Source organism: Streptomyces litmocidini (assembly GCF_014649755.1).
Taxonomy (GTDB): Bacteria; Actinomycetota; Actinomycetes; order Streptomycetales; family Streptomycetaceae; genus Streptomyces; species Streptomyces litmocidini.
This window is the reverse complement of sequence record NZ_BMTQ01000008.1, coordinates 316,709-330,993: the sequence shown is the minus strand read 5'-3', so window position 1 is coordinate 330,993 and position 14,285 is coordinate 316,709. Positions and strand designations below refer to the sequence as shown.

At 73.2% G+C, this 14,285-nt stretch carries 12 protein-coding genes and 1 pseudogene; 3 read left to right on the top strand and 10 right to left on the bottom strand.

Going from position 1 to position 14,285, the window contains the following annotated elements:
- Positions 1 to 2: 2 nt before the first annotated feature.
- The gene (locus IE180_RS19960; RefSeq protein WP_190158246.1) at positions 3 to 551 is read right to left on the bottom strand and encodes a GNAT family N-acetyltransferase; all 549 of its coding nucleotides are present in this window, start codon (positions 549 to 551) and stop codon (positions 3 to 5) included.
- Positions 552 to 799: 248 nt separating this feature from the next.
- Between IE180_RS19960 and IE180_RS19955 the strand changes: the two genes are divergently transcribed.
- Positions 800 to 1,042 carry a hypothetical protein gene (locus IE180_RS19955; RefSeq protein WP_190158245.1) on the top strand — a complete coding sequence of 81 codons (243 nt, stop codon included), beginning with the start codon at positions 800 to 802 and terminating at the stop codon, positions 1,040 to 1,042.
- Between the two features lie 18 nt (positions 1,043 to 1,060).
- The gene (locus tag IE180_RS19950) at positions 1,061 to 1,525 is read left to right on the top strand and encodes a hypothetical protein (RefSeq protein WP_190158244.1); all 465 of its coding nucleotides are present in this window, start codon (positions 1,061 to 1,063) and stop codon (positions 1,523 to 1,525) included.
- 97 nt (positions 1,526 to 1,622) lie between these two features.
- On the opposite strand, the gene IE180_RS19945 is transcribed toward IE180_RS19950, so the two are convergent.
- From IE180_RS19945 to IE180_RS19905, 9 genes and pseudogenes are all read right to left on the bottom strand, one after another.
- The gene (locus IE180_RS19945) at positions 1,623 to 2,525 is read right to left on the bottom strand and encodes an NAD-dependent protein deacetylase (protein WP_190158243.1); all 903 of its coding nucleotides are present in this window, start codon (positions 2,523 to 2,525) and stop codon (positions 1,623 to 1,625) included.
- Positions 2,526 to 2,776: 251 nt separating this feature from the next.
- Positions 2,777 to 3,817 carry a vWA domain-containing protein gene (locus tag IE180_RS19940; RefSeq protein ID WP_190158242.1) on the bottom strand — a complete coding sequence of 347 codons (1,041 nt, stop codon included), beginning with the start codon at positions 3,815 to 3,817 and terminating at the stop codon, positions 2,777 to 2,779.
- Positions 3,818 to 3,916: 99 nt separating this feature from the next.
- Positions 3,917 to 4,771, bottom strand: a complete 855-nt coding sequence (locus IE180_RS19935; RefSeq protein ID WP_190158241.1) for an ABC transporter permease — start codon at positions 4,769 to 4,771, stop codon at positions 3,917 to 3,919.
- A complete protein-coding gene (locus IE180_RS19930) occupies positions 4,768 to 5,868 on the bottom strand; it encodes an ATP-binding cassette domain-containing protein (RefSeq protein WP_190158240.1) in 1,101 nt (366 codons plus the stop codon). The genes IE180_RS19935 and IE180_RS19930 overlap by 4 nt, the downstream gene beginning before the upstream one ends.
- A gap of 140 nt (positions 5,869 to 6,008) precedes the next feature.
- Entirely contained in the window at positions 6,009 to 6,164 is a 156-nt protein-coding gene (locus IE180_RS19925) for a VenA family class IV lanthipeptide (RefSeq protein ID WP_190158239.1), read from the bottom strand.
- A 244-nt stretch (positions 6,165 to 6,408) separates the two neighbouring features.
- Positions 6,409 to 9,105, bottom strand: a complete 2,697-nt coding sequence (gene lanL, locus IE180_RS19920) for a class IV lanthionine synthetase LanL (RefSeq protein ID WP_190158238.1) — start codon at positions 9,103 to 9,105, stop codon at positions 6,409 to 6,411.
- Between the two features lie 170 nt (positions 9,106 to 9,275).
- Positions 9,276 to 10,769, bottom strand: a complete 1,494-nt coding sequence (locus tag IE180_RS19915) for an extracellular catalytic domain type 1 short-chain-length polyhydroxyalkanoate depolymerase (RefSeq protein ID WP_190158237.1) — start codon at positions 10,767 to 10,769, stop codon at positions 9,276 to 9,278.
- A gap of 459 nt (positions 10,770 to 11,228) precedes the next feature.
- Positions 11,229 to 11,316 (bottom strand): annotated as a pseudogene (locus IE180_RS19910).
- A 35-nt stretch (positions 11,317 to 11,351) separates the two neighbouring features.
- Complete coding sequence (locus tag IE180_RS19905; protein ID WP_190158236.1) at positions 11,352 to 12,086, bottom strand: DUF7873 family protein; 735 nt, start codon at positions 12,084 to 12,086, stop codon at positions 11,352 to 11,354.
- Between the two features lie 257 nt (positions 12,087 to 12,343).
- On the opposite strand from IE180_RS19905, the gene IE180_RS19900 reads away from it, so the two are divergent.
- A complete protein-coding gene (locus IE180_RS19900) occupies positions 12,344 to 14,254 on the top strand; it encodes an RICIN domain-containing protein (RefSeq protein ID WP_190158235.1) in 1,911 nt (636 codons plus the stop codon).
- Positions 14,255 to 14,285: the final 31 nt, after the last annotated feature.

Sequence of the window (14,285 nt, the reverse complement as noted above, 5' to 3'; positions counted from 1 at the left end):
GCTCAGACCTCGGGAAGGGAGGGGTCGGGCGTCCACGGCCGGGGCGCGGTGACCGCCCAGCGTTCGTGGTCCCGCCAGTCCCCGTCGATGTAGAGGTAGGCGGGCGACACCCCTTCGTAGCGGAAGCCCAGCCGCCGGACCAGGGCCAGGGACGCCTTGTTCGCCGGCTGGATGCAGGCCTCCAGCCGGTGGAGCCGCAGTTCGGTGAAGGCGTACCGGAGGGTGAGGGCGAGCCCTTCGGTCATGTACCCGGCCCCCGCGGACGGGGCGAAGGCCGCGTAGCCGAGGGACGCGCCCTGGTAGCGGCCCCGGATGATCGAGTTGATGTTGACCGTCCCCGCGGCCTCGCCGGTCTCCCGGACCCGGATCAGGAACCCCTGGTTGGTCCCGTCGTCGAAGCGGCCCATCCAGTCCTGGAACGCCTCCGCCGTCGCGGGCAGTTGCATCCACGGCTGGTGCAGTGCGGAACTGGCCCGCACGAGCGCGCAGAACTCGTCCTGGTCGGAGCGGGTGAGCGGGCGCAGTTCGACCCGCGGCGTCGTCGTGAGCATGGACCCACGTTAGGGCCTGTGCGGGTCCGGACTCTCGGCGGCCTTCGGCGAGGCCGCACGCTGCTCCCGTAACGCCCTCGATGGCAAACGGAGTTGCCGCGACGGCAAGCCCTCGCGGTACCCGCCGCGACAGGGGCGGGGCCCCGGTGGCCGCGACTGCCGCACGACTGCCGCCGTCGAGTGCCGGCCCCGGACGTCCGGCGCACCTACGCTCCTGAGCCCCAACCACCGTGAGACGGGAGTACGTCATGGAGAGTCCGACGCGTAGGGCGGCCGCGGCCGGGGCCGCCGCGTTGCTGGCCGCGGGCCTGGTGGCCGCGGTCGGTGCGGAGGGCGAGTCGGCGCCGGTCCGGTCCGACCGGATCACGACGGTCGCCCAGCTCAAGGAGAGCATCGGGGTCGCCGCCGCACTGGACCGGCAGGACGGGGCCGCCGAGATCGGCGGCAACACCGGCGGCCAGGCGACGCTCGCTTCCCGCACCGCCTGCTGAGACGGAGAGGTGACCACCGTGGGCGGAGAAGAACCGGTGCGGACGTGGTGCCCCAGCGGCGAGGCGCACACCCCGGAGTCCGTCGTCCTGGGCGTACGGTCCGGGCGGGACGGGAACGTGGTCTACCTGGCCGATCCGGTGCCGGCGTCCGAGGTGCTCGGCGATGTCCCCCCGGACATCGAACCGCGCCGCATCCTGCGCTTCGCCTCACATTGCGTGAGCGACTGCGTGAACCGCCGGGGCGCCGACTGCACACTGGTCGAGCGCGTCATGGCGCGGCCGGTCGCGCGTGAGGACGGCTCCGTCCCGCGGTGTCACCTGCGGCCCCGCTGCCAGTGGTGGACCCAGACCGGCGTCGCCGCGTGCCTGCGGTGCCCCGCGGTCGCGACCCGCCATCGCGTCGACGACGCCCTGGCCGAACTCGTGGCCGACCCGGCCACGACGCAGGAACAGCTCGACGCCTGGATCGCGGCGGCCGGCTGAACGCCCTGCCGACCGCGCCGAGGCCCCCGCCGCACGGCCGGGGGCCTCGGCGCGGCCCTCTCCACCGGCCGACGGGGCTCCGGCGCCTCAGCCGAGCTCAGCCGAGCTCCGCCGGGTCGCCGGTGGGGATGGCGAGCCGCTCGGCGAGGCCGGTGAGGGCCGCCCCGAGCGGGAGGGCCACCCGGGCGAGGGCGTGGCGGTCACCGCGCGTCGGGTCCCGGTTGATGATCAGCACGGGCTTCCCCGCCCGGGCCGCCTGGCGGACGAAGCGGAGGCCCGACATCACCGTGAGCGACGACCCGAGCACCAGGAGTGAGGTCGCCTCGTCCACCAGCCCGCGGCAGTGCTCGACCCGCCGGGGCGGGACGGCCTCCCCGAAGAACACCACGTCGGGCTTGAGGACGCCGCCGCAGTGCGCGCAGGGCACCACCTGGAAGTCGCCGACCTGCGCGTCGGTCAGATCGGCGTCGCCGTCCGGGTTGATCCCGGCCGCCACCGGCCGGAAGCCGGCGTTGGCCTCCTCCAGCCGCCGCGCGAGCTCATGGCGCGGGCTGTACGTGCCGCAGGAGAGGCAGACCACCCGGGCCAGGCTGCCGTGGAGCTCCACGACCTCGCCGCTGCCGGCGGCCTGGTGCAGACCGTCGACGTTCTGGGTGATCACACCCGAGAGCAGACCGTGGTGCGCGAAGGCGGCGACGGCCCGGTGCCCGGCGTTGGGCAGCGCGCGCCCGAAGGTGCGCCAGCCGAGATGGCTGCGCGCCCAGTACCGGCGCCGGGCCTGGGCGCTGCCGGTGAAGTCCTGGAAGGTCATCGGGGTGTGCCGGCTGAGGCTTCCGCCCTCGCCCCGGTAATCGGGGATGCCGGACTCGGTGGAGATCCCCGCACCACTGAGCACCAGCACCCCACCGGTGTCCAGCGCGTCGAGGACCGGCCCCAGGTCCGTCGTGGCCGGCGGCAGGTCCTCGTCGGGGGTCCAGCTCAGAGTGGGACGCATGCGCATGCCGCCAGGGTACGAAACGGTCCCCCGGTTCGCCCTCCCGCGGCCGCGGGGCCGTGGCGCGCCCGGGACTCCGTGTCGTCCGCCAGACGGCCGGGCCCTCCGGACGGTCGGAGCGAGGTCCCCCTGACGGGCACCGCCGCCCGGCGGCGGCGGCGCGGACGGCCCGGTCCGGATGACGGTGCGGACGGCCCGGTCCGGATGACGGCGTCGGTGCCCGGCCGGCACCCCGGGGCCGGCCGGGCCGCGGCTCGTCAGTTCATGAGGAGGAGCCGCGTCCGGGAGATGAGCTTCCGGTTGACGCTGGTGCTCTGCACGAAGATGGTGAAGTCGTCGTTGTGGTCGGGCTTGACCCGCGTCTCCACGTCCGGCAGGCCGAGCAGGGCCCGGGCCTGCGGCCCCGTGTACACCCGGTCCGTCTTCTTCTCCAGCACCGCTATCTGCTTCCGCGCCTGGATCTTCTCCGGCTTGCTCAGCTGGTAGAACGCGCAGCCCGTGCGGTACGTGTGCCCGGACTCGACGACCCACTCCCGGATCCCCGCGTCACGGGCCACCGGAATCAGCCGGTACTCCGACGGGTCCACCGGAGTGAGGCCGGCCGCCTTGATGGTGTCCTCGTTGACCGCCTCCGCCCCCGTGGAGAACACCGCCCGCGAGCCGCGAATGCCCTTGGTGCGCCCCACCATGAACTTCTCGGTGGCCTCGCGGATGACCTGTCCGGCCTCCTCCAGTCCCTGGGTGCTGGTGGCGTCCCAGATGGCGATGTTCTCCTTCGGGAAGCCGCAGTTCATGGCCTCGCGCCTGCCCATCTGGTCCGGCACGAGGACGGCGAGGGTCCAGTTGTCCTCCTGGGCCGCGATCATCCGGGCCATGGCGTCGACCAGTTCACGCGCGGTGCCGGCCGGGGCGTCGGGGCAGCGGTGACTGGCGTTCTCCTGGCCGTCCGTCAGGACGAACGTCAGGAAGCTGTGGTCGCCGTACAGCTGGGCGGTCTGCGCCAGCTCCCGCTGCGACTTCAGCGCGGCGGCCAGCAGCGCGGTCATGCCGCCGACCCGGTACAGCTGCTTCAGCGAGGGCATCCGCAGCACGTCCTTGTCGTAGATGACGCACTCCACCTTGTCGGCGAAGACGTACACCGTGACGCGGGTCTCCTGGTCCAACTCCCTCGACCGGCGGGCGAGATAGGCGATCTGCTGGTCCGCCACCTCCACGACCTTGCGGCTCAGGTGCGACATCGACGAGCTGGCGTCCAGCACGAGCGCGACGTGGTTGATGTAGTTCTGGGTTCCGGACAAGACAGCTTCCCCCTCTTTCCGACTGGATGCTCCTACCGTCTCACCCACCACTGACAATCGGCCCGGCTCCCGAACGGGGCGCGGAACCCACCCCTCCGGTCACTCGGGGCGGTTGAAGCGGTGCGTCGCCCACAGCAGGGCGACGACGCCGCCGGCCAGGAGCAGGGCCGCTTCGAGGAACAGGGGCGGTTGCCGGCCGGCCCACTCGATTCCCGCGGCGGCCGCCTGGTCCGGCACCCGCAGGGCGATGATGCGGCGGAGGAGGTCGACCGCGTACGCCAGGGGGTTGACGTCGGACAGCGCCCGGGCCCAGGCGGGCAGGGCCGTGAGGGGGAAGAAGCCGCCGGAGAGGAACAGCAGCGGCATCATCACCACACCGAGCAGGGTGTGGAACGTCTCGGCCCTCCGCAGGCTCACGGCCAGGGCCAGGGCCAGGGAAGTGACGGTGAAGGAGGCCAGGACCATCCCGGCGAGGAGCAGCCCCAGGAGGACCGGGTCGTAGGGCAGGCCCGCCACACCGGCCAGGCCGAGCAGGACGGCCCCCTGGACGGCGGCGGTCAGGGTGCCGCCGGCGCAGCTCCCCAGGAGCAGGGTGGAACGGCGGACCGGGGCCATCAACAGCTCTCGCAGATAGCCGCTCTCCCGGTCGGTGATCAGGCGGATGCCGACCATGATGGCGGGCGTCTGCACCGTCATCATCAGCATCCCGGGGAAGAGGTAGGCCTGGTAGCCGACGCCCAGGGAGGCCTGCGGGATGAGGGCGGCCAGCCCGCCTCCGAGGATGAGGAGGTAGAGCGCGGGGTGCAGCAGCATCAGTGCCGTGTGGGTGCGCTGGCCGGCGAGGCGCAACAGGTCGCGGTGGACCAGGGCGTGGACGGCACGCAGTTCGCGCCGCAATCGGGTGGTCCGTTCGCCGCCGGTGGTCTCCGACGACTCCCAGGTGAGGGCGCTCATCGGCCGCCGCCCGTCCTGGCCGTGGCGGCGTGCGCGGCTGCCCGGCCGGGTTGCGGGGCGTCGAGGCTGCGGCCGGTGTGGTGGAAGAAGACGTCGTCGAGCGTCGGCGGGGTCGCGGAGGCGGCGTGCACCGCGACGCCGCTCGCCTCCAGCCCCGCGCACAGGCGGGGGATCCAGGCGCTGCCGCCCGGGACCCGAAGGGAGACGCCGTCCGCGTCGACGGTGACGGCTCGGTCGGGCGGCAGCAGGCGGCGTACGACCTGCTGCGCCGCGGCGTCGTCGCCGGTGCGGAGGACGACCAGGTCGTCCCCGATCGCGGCCTTGAGCCTGTCGGGCGCGCCCTGTGCCACCAGCCGGCCGCGGTCGATGATGGCGAGGCGGTCGCAGTTCTCCGCCTCCTCCAGGTAGTGCGTGGTGACGAAGAGGGTGCTGCCGTGCCGCTCGCGCAGCGTCCGCAGGTGCTCCCAGACCTGGGCCCGGGCGTGGGGGTCGAGTCCGGTGGTCGGCTCGTCGAGGAACAGCACGCCGGGGGCGTGCAGCAACTGGCGGGCAATCTCCAGGCGCCTCCGCATGCCGCCGGACAGGGTGCGCACGGGGGAGCGGCGCCGGTCGGTCAGGTCGGCCGTCTCGAGGACTTCGGCGGTGCGCCGGCGGGCGTCGCGGCGGGAGAGGCCGTAGAGGCGCGCGTGGATGTGGAGGTTCTGCTCGGCCGTCAGGTCCGGGTCCACGGCGCTGTGCTGGAAGAGCATCCCGACCCTTCGCCGTACCGCGCGGGGCTGGGTGAGGACGTCGACGCCGGCCACCGTGGCACGGCCGGCCGTGGGGCGGGCCAGCGCGCACAGCATGGCGATGGTGGTGGATTTGCCCGCCCCGTTGGGGCCGAGGAACGCGAAGGTCTCGCCCCGCTCCACGTCCAGGTCCAGGCCGTCCACGGCGCGGGTGGTCGTGCCCTCCGGCCCGGGGTAGCTCTTGACCAGGCCCCGCGTGCGGATGGCGTACGCGGACTCGGGAAGGTCTTGCGGTGCGGGCGGGCTCGCCGGGGCGGCCGTCCTGAGGGCCGCTGGGGCGAGATCGTCATCGCCGACGTGTCGCTGCATGGGTCTGGTCCTCGTCTGGGGGGTCGCCGGTTCGGCGGCCCCCGGCGTGGCCGGCCACGCCGGGGGCATGCCGCTGTGCCGGTCGTGATTCCGGCCGGCGGCTGCCCGGGACAGCCGCCGGCCGGATGGTGGTGCCTGTCTCAGGCGCAGCTGATGCCGATGCAGACGGTGTTGAGGAGGGTCAGCAGGCCGACGCACTCACACGTCTCGCCCATCGCCAGTCCGTCGGCGCCGACGGGGTCGGTCTCCGGAAGGGCGTGGAGGCGGGCCAGCAGTTCGAGGTCCTGGTTCTCCATGGTTTTCTCCTTCTCTGAGGGGCGGCAGCACTTTTCTGCCGCTCGACCCGGCATCCGGACTCGTCCGGATGCCGGGAGTCTGTGGGGATGTCCGCAGGGGGGAGGGCCGGGGCGACGGCGGACGCGTCGATCCCGTTCGCGGAGCGGCTCGTGGTTCGTGGGGCGCGGTCGTGGCTCCCGGAGCGGCTCGCGGGTCGTGGGGAGGGGCGGGGCCGCCGCGTGTCAGGCTCCCGGCCCCGGCCGCTCAGCCCCGCCGCTCGACCATCCAGTGCCGGGGGCCGCCGCGAAGGGTTCTCAGGAGGAAGGCGAGGATTCCGGCGGAACCGTCGCTCCAGCTGGTCGAGACCTCCCCGTACTCGTTGGGGAAGACCACGTGTCCCCGACGCCGGGTGCCCTCGGCCAGGATGAGGCCCGCCAGTTCCTCCGCCGTGTCCCGGTGGACGGGGTCTCCCGTGGCGTCGGCCAGGTCGAGGAGGAAGTCGCCGTTGCCCGCCAGGCCGTGGCACTGGGCGAGCGGGGCGCGGGAGGCGCGTTCCGCGACGGCGTGGGCGCTGCCGCGGGCGAGGTCGCCGAACCTGTCGTCCCCGGTCGCCTGCCACAGCCGGACGAGGAAGGTGCCGATGCCCGCCGAGCCGTGGCACCAGTACGGGGCCGTGGGCAGGTCACCGGACTGGGCGGGCCACTGCGCCGCCTCGCCGATGCGCACGGCGTCGGTCACGAGGCCCTCCCCGACCTCCAGGGCCGTCGCCCTGTGGTCGGGCTGCCGGGAGAGGTCCGCGGCGGCGAGGAGGAAGCAGCCGATGCCGGCCGCCCCGTGGGCGAAGCCGAGATAGCGCTTGCCGTCCTCGGGGGAACCCGCTTCCGCGGGGACCGCCCAGCCCACTCCGGACGGCTCGCGCCGGGCGGCGGCCGTCAGCCGGTCGGCCGCGTCGACGGCCAGGTCGGCGAAGCGCGTGTCCCCGGTGCGCTGCCACAGGTGGAGGGCGGCGAGTCCACTGCCCGCCGTGCCGTGGGTGACGTCGTGGTGGGGCGTCGCCTGCGGGGGCGCCAGCGCCAGATCCAGCGCGTGCTCGACGAGCCGCCGGTCGTCGACGGCGCGTCCCGCGTCGTACAGCGCCCACGCGGTGCCGAGGCCGCCGAAGTGCAGACCGGGGCGTGGGGAGCGGACGTCGGCGCGGTCCGCGATCCAGCGGCCCGCGGTGGAGAGCAGGCCGGGCAGGCGCGGGTCGCCGGTGAGCTCGAAGTACCGCGTGAGCACGGCCAGGACCCCGGCCGCCCCTTGCTGGACGGTGCACGGGTCGCTCTCCCCGGTCAGCGTCGACACGGGCCACAGCCGGTCGCCCGCCGGAGTCATCGAGTCGACGAGGTGGTCCACGAGCCCGGACACCACCTCGTCCGCCGTCCGGTCCTCCGGCACCGGGCCGGCGGCGGCAGCTCCCGGTCTCCGCCCGGCGGTCGTCCCCGCGCTCCCCGGCCGCCCCGCCGGGTCCGTCTTCCGCAGCGCCTCCCGGGCCCTGGACGGGTCCCACCGCTCGGCCGGATCGTCCCTCATCAGCCCGAGGATCATGTCGACCACGCCCTCCGGCAGCCGCAGCGGCCGGGTGCAGGCCGTGAGCCATGCGGCGAGCCGCTCCTCGGCCGGCCTGCCGACGGGCTCCTCGGGCAGCAGGTTCGGGACCTTCCCGGCCAGGACGAAGCACGCGGTGGCGCCGAGGCTGTAGTAGTCGGCCGTCGGACGGACGGGCGCGTCGGCCAGGCGCTCGGGGGCGCTGAAACCGGGCGTTCCCACCCGGGTCGGCAGAGCGGCCTCGTCCTCCAGGACCGCGAGCTCCAGGTCGATGAGGCACAGGCCGCCGTCCGGGCGGACCATGACGTTGCCCGGGGTGAAGTCCCGCAGGACCAGGCCTCGGGCGTGCGCCGCCGCCACCAGCTCCACCAGGCGCGCGACCTGTGCCAGCGCGTCGGCGCGGTACCGCTCGCCCCCCACGTCGCGGAAGTGCTCGGCCACCCAGGTGCGCAGCGTCACGCCCGGCACCTCGTCCTGGGCCAGGAAGAGGTGCCCGGCGTGCTCGAACAGCGCCACCGCTTCCGGCGCCAGTCCCGTGCCCTTGAGCTTCTCCAGCGTCCGGGCCTCGGCGCGCAGCCAGTCCCGGACGTCGCCGCCGGAGGCGTCGCCCTCCACGTGCGGCCGGGCCTCCTTGATCACCACGCCCGCGCCCGTACGGGTGTCGCTGCCCCGGTAGACGCCGCCCTTGTTCGTCTGGCGGATCGCCTCCCGCACCGCGAAGCGGCCGCCGAGCACCACCGGGCGACTCTTCGCCTCCCCGCCCTGCGGTGCCACCGGCACCGAGGCGGGGAACGGACAGACGGCCCAGGGCGGCGGCGCGTACTGACCGGTGCGCTTGTCCTCCACGGGGTTGCCGTCGGGGTCCTCGATGAACCACACCAGCAGACCGTTGTCCGACAGTCGCCGCCGGCCGACGAAGGCCCCGTAGCGGTAGTGCACCAGACTGCGCGCCGCGTAGGGCTGGTCGGAGAGGATCCGTGGACCGGCCAGCCCCGCCGTCGCCTCGTGCAAGTCCCGGGCGAGCGCGACCGCCTCGGCGTCGGAGCGCGGATAGACGGTGATGAACTTGCCCGCGTTCCCGCGCGGCGTCGCCCTGGAGTTCAGCGCGCCGACCTGTTCCAGCGACCGGGCGAACTTGAAGCCCGACTTCTCCCGCAGCAGCACGCCCAGGGCCTTGGCGAGGACCTCGGGCGCGGAGGCGGCCGTGGCCGACACGTGCAGCTTCCACCCCTGCTCGCGCCGCGTCGCGGGCACGGGCGCCACCCGGCACCACATCTCGTCCGCCTCGACCGCCCAGTGCGCAGCCGTATCCGTGGCGTGCAGCGCCTGGCGGAGCAGGTCTTCCAGTTCGACTTCGGTAGCGTGGCTCGTCATTGCGTGTCGTCCCTCTCAACGGTGAGAACCGCTGACGGGAAGGTGCCCGATGACATAAACGGACCAACACGCAGCCACCCGGATTCACTTCATCCAGCGAGCGCACGACGTGGTACCGCCAGGAGAGGGAGCGCGCTCCGGCGCGGAAGAATGCGCCGGAGCACGCGACGTCACGCCGGGCAGCCGGAGTCGGCCACGACGTAGTGCCCGGGGGCGGTCTGCTCGAGGGTGTGGACGGTGAACGTGTTCCACAGGCCCATGGCCTGCCCGGAGCCCGTGGCATAGGTGAGGCCGCCGCTGCGGTAGGCGCGTCCGGCGACCGTGTGGTCGTAGTTGCTCGCCGTGTGGCACGTGGGCGTGTACCCGGTCGTGGTCGCCGTCACGGCCGCCGACGCCGGACCCGCCGCGCCCGAGGCGTCGACGGCCGTGACCGTGTAGCCGTACGCCGTCCCCGGGGCGAGGCCGGTGTCGGCGTACGCGGTCGAGGACGTGCTGCCCACCTTCGTGCCGTCGCGGTGGACGTCGTACGAGACCGCGCCGGCCACCGCGTCCCAGCGCAGGGACGCGGTCGTGTCGGTGGTCGAGGCGACCGCCAGTCCGGTGGGGGCGGGCAGGGACCCGGGGGCGGGTTCCTGCCCGGCGCCGTCGAGGCCCCAGAAGCGCGCGGTGTGGTAGCTGGAGCAGACGGCGTCCAGGTAGTACGTGCCGGTGCTGCCGCACTGGTCGGGGCCGCTGCCCGGGTCGACCGCGAGGCCGTGGGCCATGCCGGACAGGGAGTAGACCTGGACGGCGGGCCGGCCGGAGGCGTCGTCGTACTCGCTCAGCGTGGCGCTCCCGCTGAGGCTCCGGGTGCGGGAGGGCGTCTGGCCGGTCCCCCAGACGTCGGTCCACTGGTCGCGCAGCTCGGTGGCGTTGGCCGGCCTGACGGTGGTGTCGGCGGTTCCCTGCCAGATCGCCACCCGGGGCCAGGACGCGGTGCCGGCGGGAGCGGCCGAGCGCACCAGGGCGCCCCATTGCGCGGGGCTCCTGTCCGGCGGGCCGGACATGCAGGTGTACGCCGTGGACACGCTGTCCGCGCAGAACGCGGGAAGCCCGGAGTCGATGGAGCCGCCCGCGAAGACGTCGGGGTACGCGGCGAGCATGTTCGCGGTCATGCCGCCCCCGGCGGACAGACCGGTGATGTACACCCGCCGGGGGTCGCTGCCGTACTGGGCGACGGCCTTGTCGACCATCTGCCTGATCGACAGCGCCTCGCCCCGTCCGCGTGCGCCGTCGCCCGGCTCGAACCAGTTGAAGCAGGAGTTGGCGTTGTTGGCGCTGCTCGTCTGCGGGAGGACCAGCGCGAAGCCGTACCGGTCGGCGAACGTCGGCCAGCCGGAGTGCGCGTAGTAGTCGCTCGCGCTCTGCGTGCAGCCGTGCAGGGCGACCACGAGCGGCGCGCCGGCCGGCAGCGCGTCGGGCGCATAGGCGTACATGGACAGGTTGCCCGGGTTGGAGCCGAAGCCGGAGACCTGGGTCAGGCCCGCGGCGGAGGCCTGCGGGCCCAGGGCGACCAGACCGCCGGCCAGGGCCAGGGCCCCCGCGGCGGCGGTGAGCCGACGGCGGACGCCCGCGACGAATCGGCGGCCCTTCGTGAAGCGGAGGGGAGGATACGGCTGTCCCATGACGACTGCCTCCAGTGGGGGTGAACGCGAGGTGCACCGACCGTGACGGCCGGTGTGGCGTGCATCATGGGGGCGCCCGCGTCGACTCGGACATGGGCGGGGCGACCACGCTCGACCGGAGGCTTGTGTGACAGCGATCCATGGCCGCCGCCGAGTCGGCCCCGCGAGCGGGCGGGAAAAGGAGCGGGTCCGAGGGCGTAGCCTGCCCCCGGACCCTGTCGATGCCGCTCACATCACACGCCGGCACGCTTGAGGACCCGGGTCATTCGTCATTGCGTCGCGTCCTGCCTTTGGACCACCGCCGATCGAGCTCGGCGGACCAGATTCGAACTGGCATTTCGACGCACCAGGGCCCGGGCCCGGTCGATCCGGCGATGAGCGGCGCATGCTGAGTCTGGAGCAATAGTCTGAGATTGACCGCGGTCTGCCTCTGCCTGGTTGGGCCATCCCGGCGGGAAGTGCCGGGAGGAGGACTCGAACCTCCACCGGAACCGCGGATGTCACGACAAGGCTCAGCTTCAGCTTTGCGCTCCTCGCGCACCCCGGCCGCGTTCCGCGGCCGGGGAGTCCGTGGTGTCCCCGCTACCCGAAGAGGTAGCCGAAGACGGCGTCGCCGACCCGCTGGTCGGTGACCTCGGCGCTGTTCGCCTCCTCACGGGCGAACTTCACCGCCTGCTGGAGCTTCTCCACCCGCTCCAGGAGCTCGTTGACCCGGCGCGCGGGCAGCGCGCCCGAGAACTTCACCGTGGTCCAGTAACCGACCGGCACGTCCTCGTAGTAGACCTCGACCTGGGCCGGGTGCTTGTCCGTCGCCTCCGCCTTCACGTGGTTGCGCGGCACCTTCTTCGTCCGGACCGTGCGCACGACCTCGGTCTTCCACGCGTCCGTCGACGGGTCCTGCGTCCACGACTCGGCCGCGTCGAGGACCGGGAGCTTGCGGACGAAGGTGTTGATGTCCGTCAGCTGCTTCTCCAGGAAGAGCAGATACGCCACGGGCACCTGCCCCACGAGCACGCGCCCGTCGACCGTGATGTCCGCACGCGCCTCGCAGTTCGCCCAGTCCTTGGTGGCCGTCACGTCGAAGAGCCGGGTCAGCGCCCGCGCGGTGTCGCGCAGCACGTCCTCGGCCTTCACCTGCACCAGGGTCGACTCGGGCGGAAGCTGCTCGCCCTCCTCGTCCTTCGGCTGGTAGGTGCGGGAGATGCCGGCGAGCAACGCGGGCTTCTGCAGACCGTGGTGGGCCGCCGTCAGGTCCTGGTGCGCCCGGGACTTGACGCCCTTCTCCACGGCGATGATCTGGTTGAGTTTCGTTGCCACGTCGTCGACCTTAGGGCGGAGGCGTCGGACCGGTCGAACGGTTTTTCCGGTCCGGGAGCCGGCCGGAAGCCGGGGCGCATCGGACGCGAACCCTCGGGCCGCGTTCAGGAGTTGACCGCGCGGGGGGTTGACGGGGGTGCGCCGCCTCCATAACTTCACACCTTGATATAAGCCTTGTCGTCTTGCGGTGCGCACGGCGGCCCGGGACGCCCGGACCGCCGCGGCGCCGTGACGCCCCCCACCGAAAGGCGTGTCAGGTGCATTACAGATCTTGGTCGTTCGCGCGGCGGACCCGTTCACGCCCCCGCCGTCTCGCCGCCCTCGTCGCCGGCGTCCTCCTCGCGAGCGGCCTGGTCGTGACCGGCCCCGGCGTCGCACGGGCCGCCGGCGAGCGGGTCGACGTCTGGCTGACCACCACCTCCGACGCCGGAGGCCGTACCGTCACCCGGGGACTCGCCCCGCAGGCACCGACCGCCTTCGGCCCCGCGGGCGGCGGCGCGAGCCACACCATCGCCGTCGACGAGGCCACCACCTACCAGCAGTTCGAGGGCGGCGGCGCCTCCCTCACGGACACCACCGCCCACCTCCTGCGCGGCGGGGCGGTCAGCGCCGCCACCCGCGACGAGGTCATGCGCAAGCTGTTCTCACCCACTGACGGCATCGGCCTCTCCTTCGTCCGCAACCCGATCGGCGCCTCCGACCTCTCCCGGCCCGGCAACGTCTCCCTCGACGACACCTGCTGCGACCTCTCCGACTTCGGCGCGAACGGCTACGACGCGAACGTGCGGCTGCTGACCGTCCAGGCCAAGCAGCTCAACCCGGCCCTCCGCGTGAAGGGGGTGCCGTGGAGCGCCCCCGGATGGATGAAGGACAACGGCCGGATGGACCAGATGGGCCGGCTGAAGGGGGAGTACTACCCGCTCTACGCCCAGTACCTGGTCAAGTACGTCCAGAGCTACCAGGCCGCCGGGATCAAGGTCGACTACCTCTCCGTGCAGAACGAGCCGAACTGCTGCCGGGCGGCCGACCCCACCGCCATGGACTACCCCGGCATGAGCTGGAACCCGTCCGACCTCGTCGAGTTCACGAAGAACCACGTCTACCCCGCCTTCCGCGCGGCCGGCATCACCACCAAGGTCCTCGTGCACGACTGGAACTACGGTGACTACGCGAACTTCGGCGCCGCGGTCCTCGCAGACGCGGGCGTGCGGAACGACCCCCTCTTCGGGGGCATCGCCTGGCACGGCTACGCCGGAGACCCGGCCGTCGGCAGCCAGGTCCACACCCAGTACCCGTCGGTGCGCCAGTTCGGCACCGAACACTCCGGCGGGACCTGGATCGCGAACCAGCACGACGAGGACCTGAAGGACATCGTCGGCTTCGCCCGCAACTGGAGCGGCAGCCTGGTCAAGTGGAGCCTGGCCGTCAACCAGGACATGGGTCCGCACAACGGCGGCTGCGGCACCTGCACGGGGCTGATCACCGTGCAGGAGGGCGGAGCGCGCGCCGGGCAGGTCGACTACACGATCGAGTACTACACGACCGGACACCTCACGAAGTTCGTCCGGCCCGGCGCGTACCGCATCGCCTCGACCGACGACGCCGGCCTGCCGAACGTGGCCTGGCGCAACCCGGACGGCTCCGAGGCGCTCATCGCCCACAACGGCGGCGCCTCCGCCCAGTCCCTCCGCGTCGACCGGGGCGGCCAGTCCTTCACGTACACCCTGCCGGCCCGCACCACCGCCACCTTCACCTGGTCCGGTACGACGGCGAGCGCCCCGACCGGTCCGCTGACCGGCCTGGCCGGCAAGTGCCTCGACGTCGCCGGCGCGGCCACCGCCGACGGCACCCCGGTCCAGCTGTACAGCTGCAACGGCACCGCGGCACAGCGGTGGACGCTCGCCGCCGACGGCACCGTCCGGGCCCTCGGCAAGTGCCTCGACGTCACCGGGGCCGGAACCGCCGACGGCACGAAGGTGCAGCTCCACACCTGCAACGGGACCGGCGCTCAACGCTGGTCGTACGACCCCGGGACGCACGACGTCGTCAACACGGCTGCCGGCAGGTGCCTGGACGTCACCGGCGGCTCCTCGGCCGACGGCACCCGCACGCAGATCTGGACCTGCACGGGCGGCGCCAACCAGAAGTGGACCCACCGGCCGTCCTGAACCTCCCTCTTCCCCGTACCCCTCTTCCGAG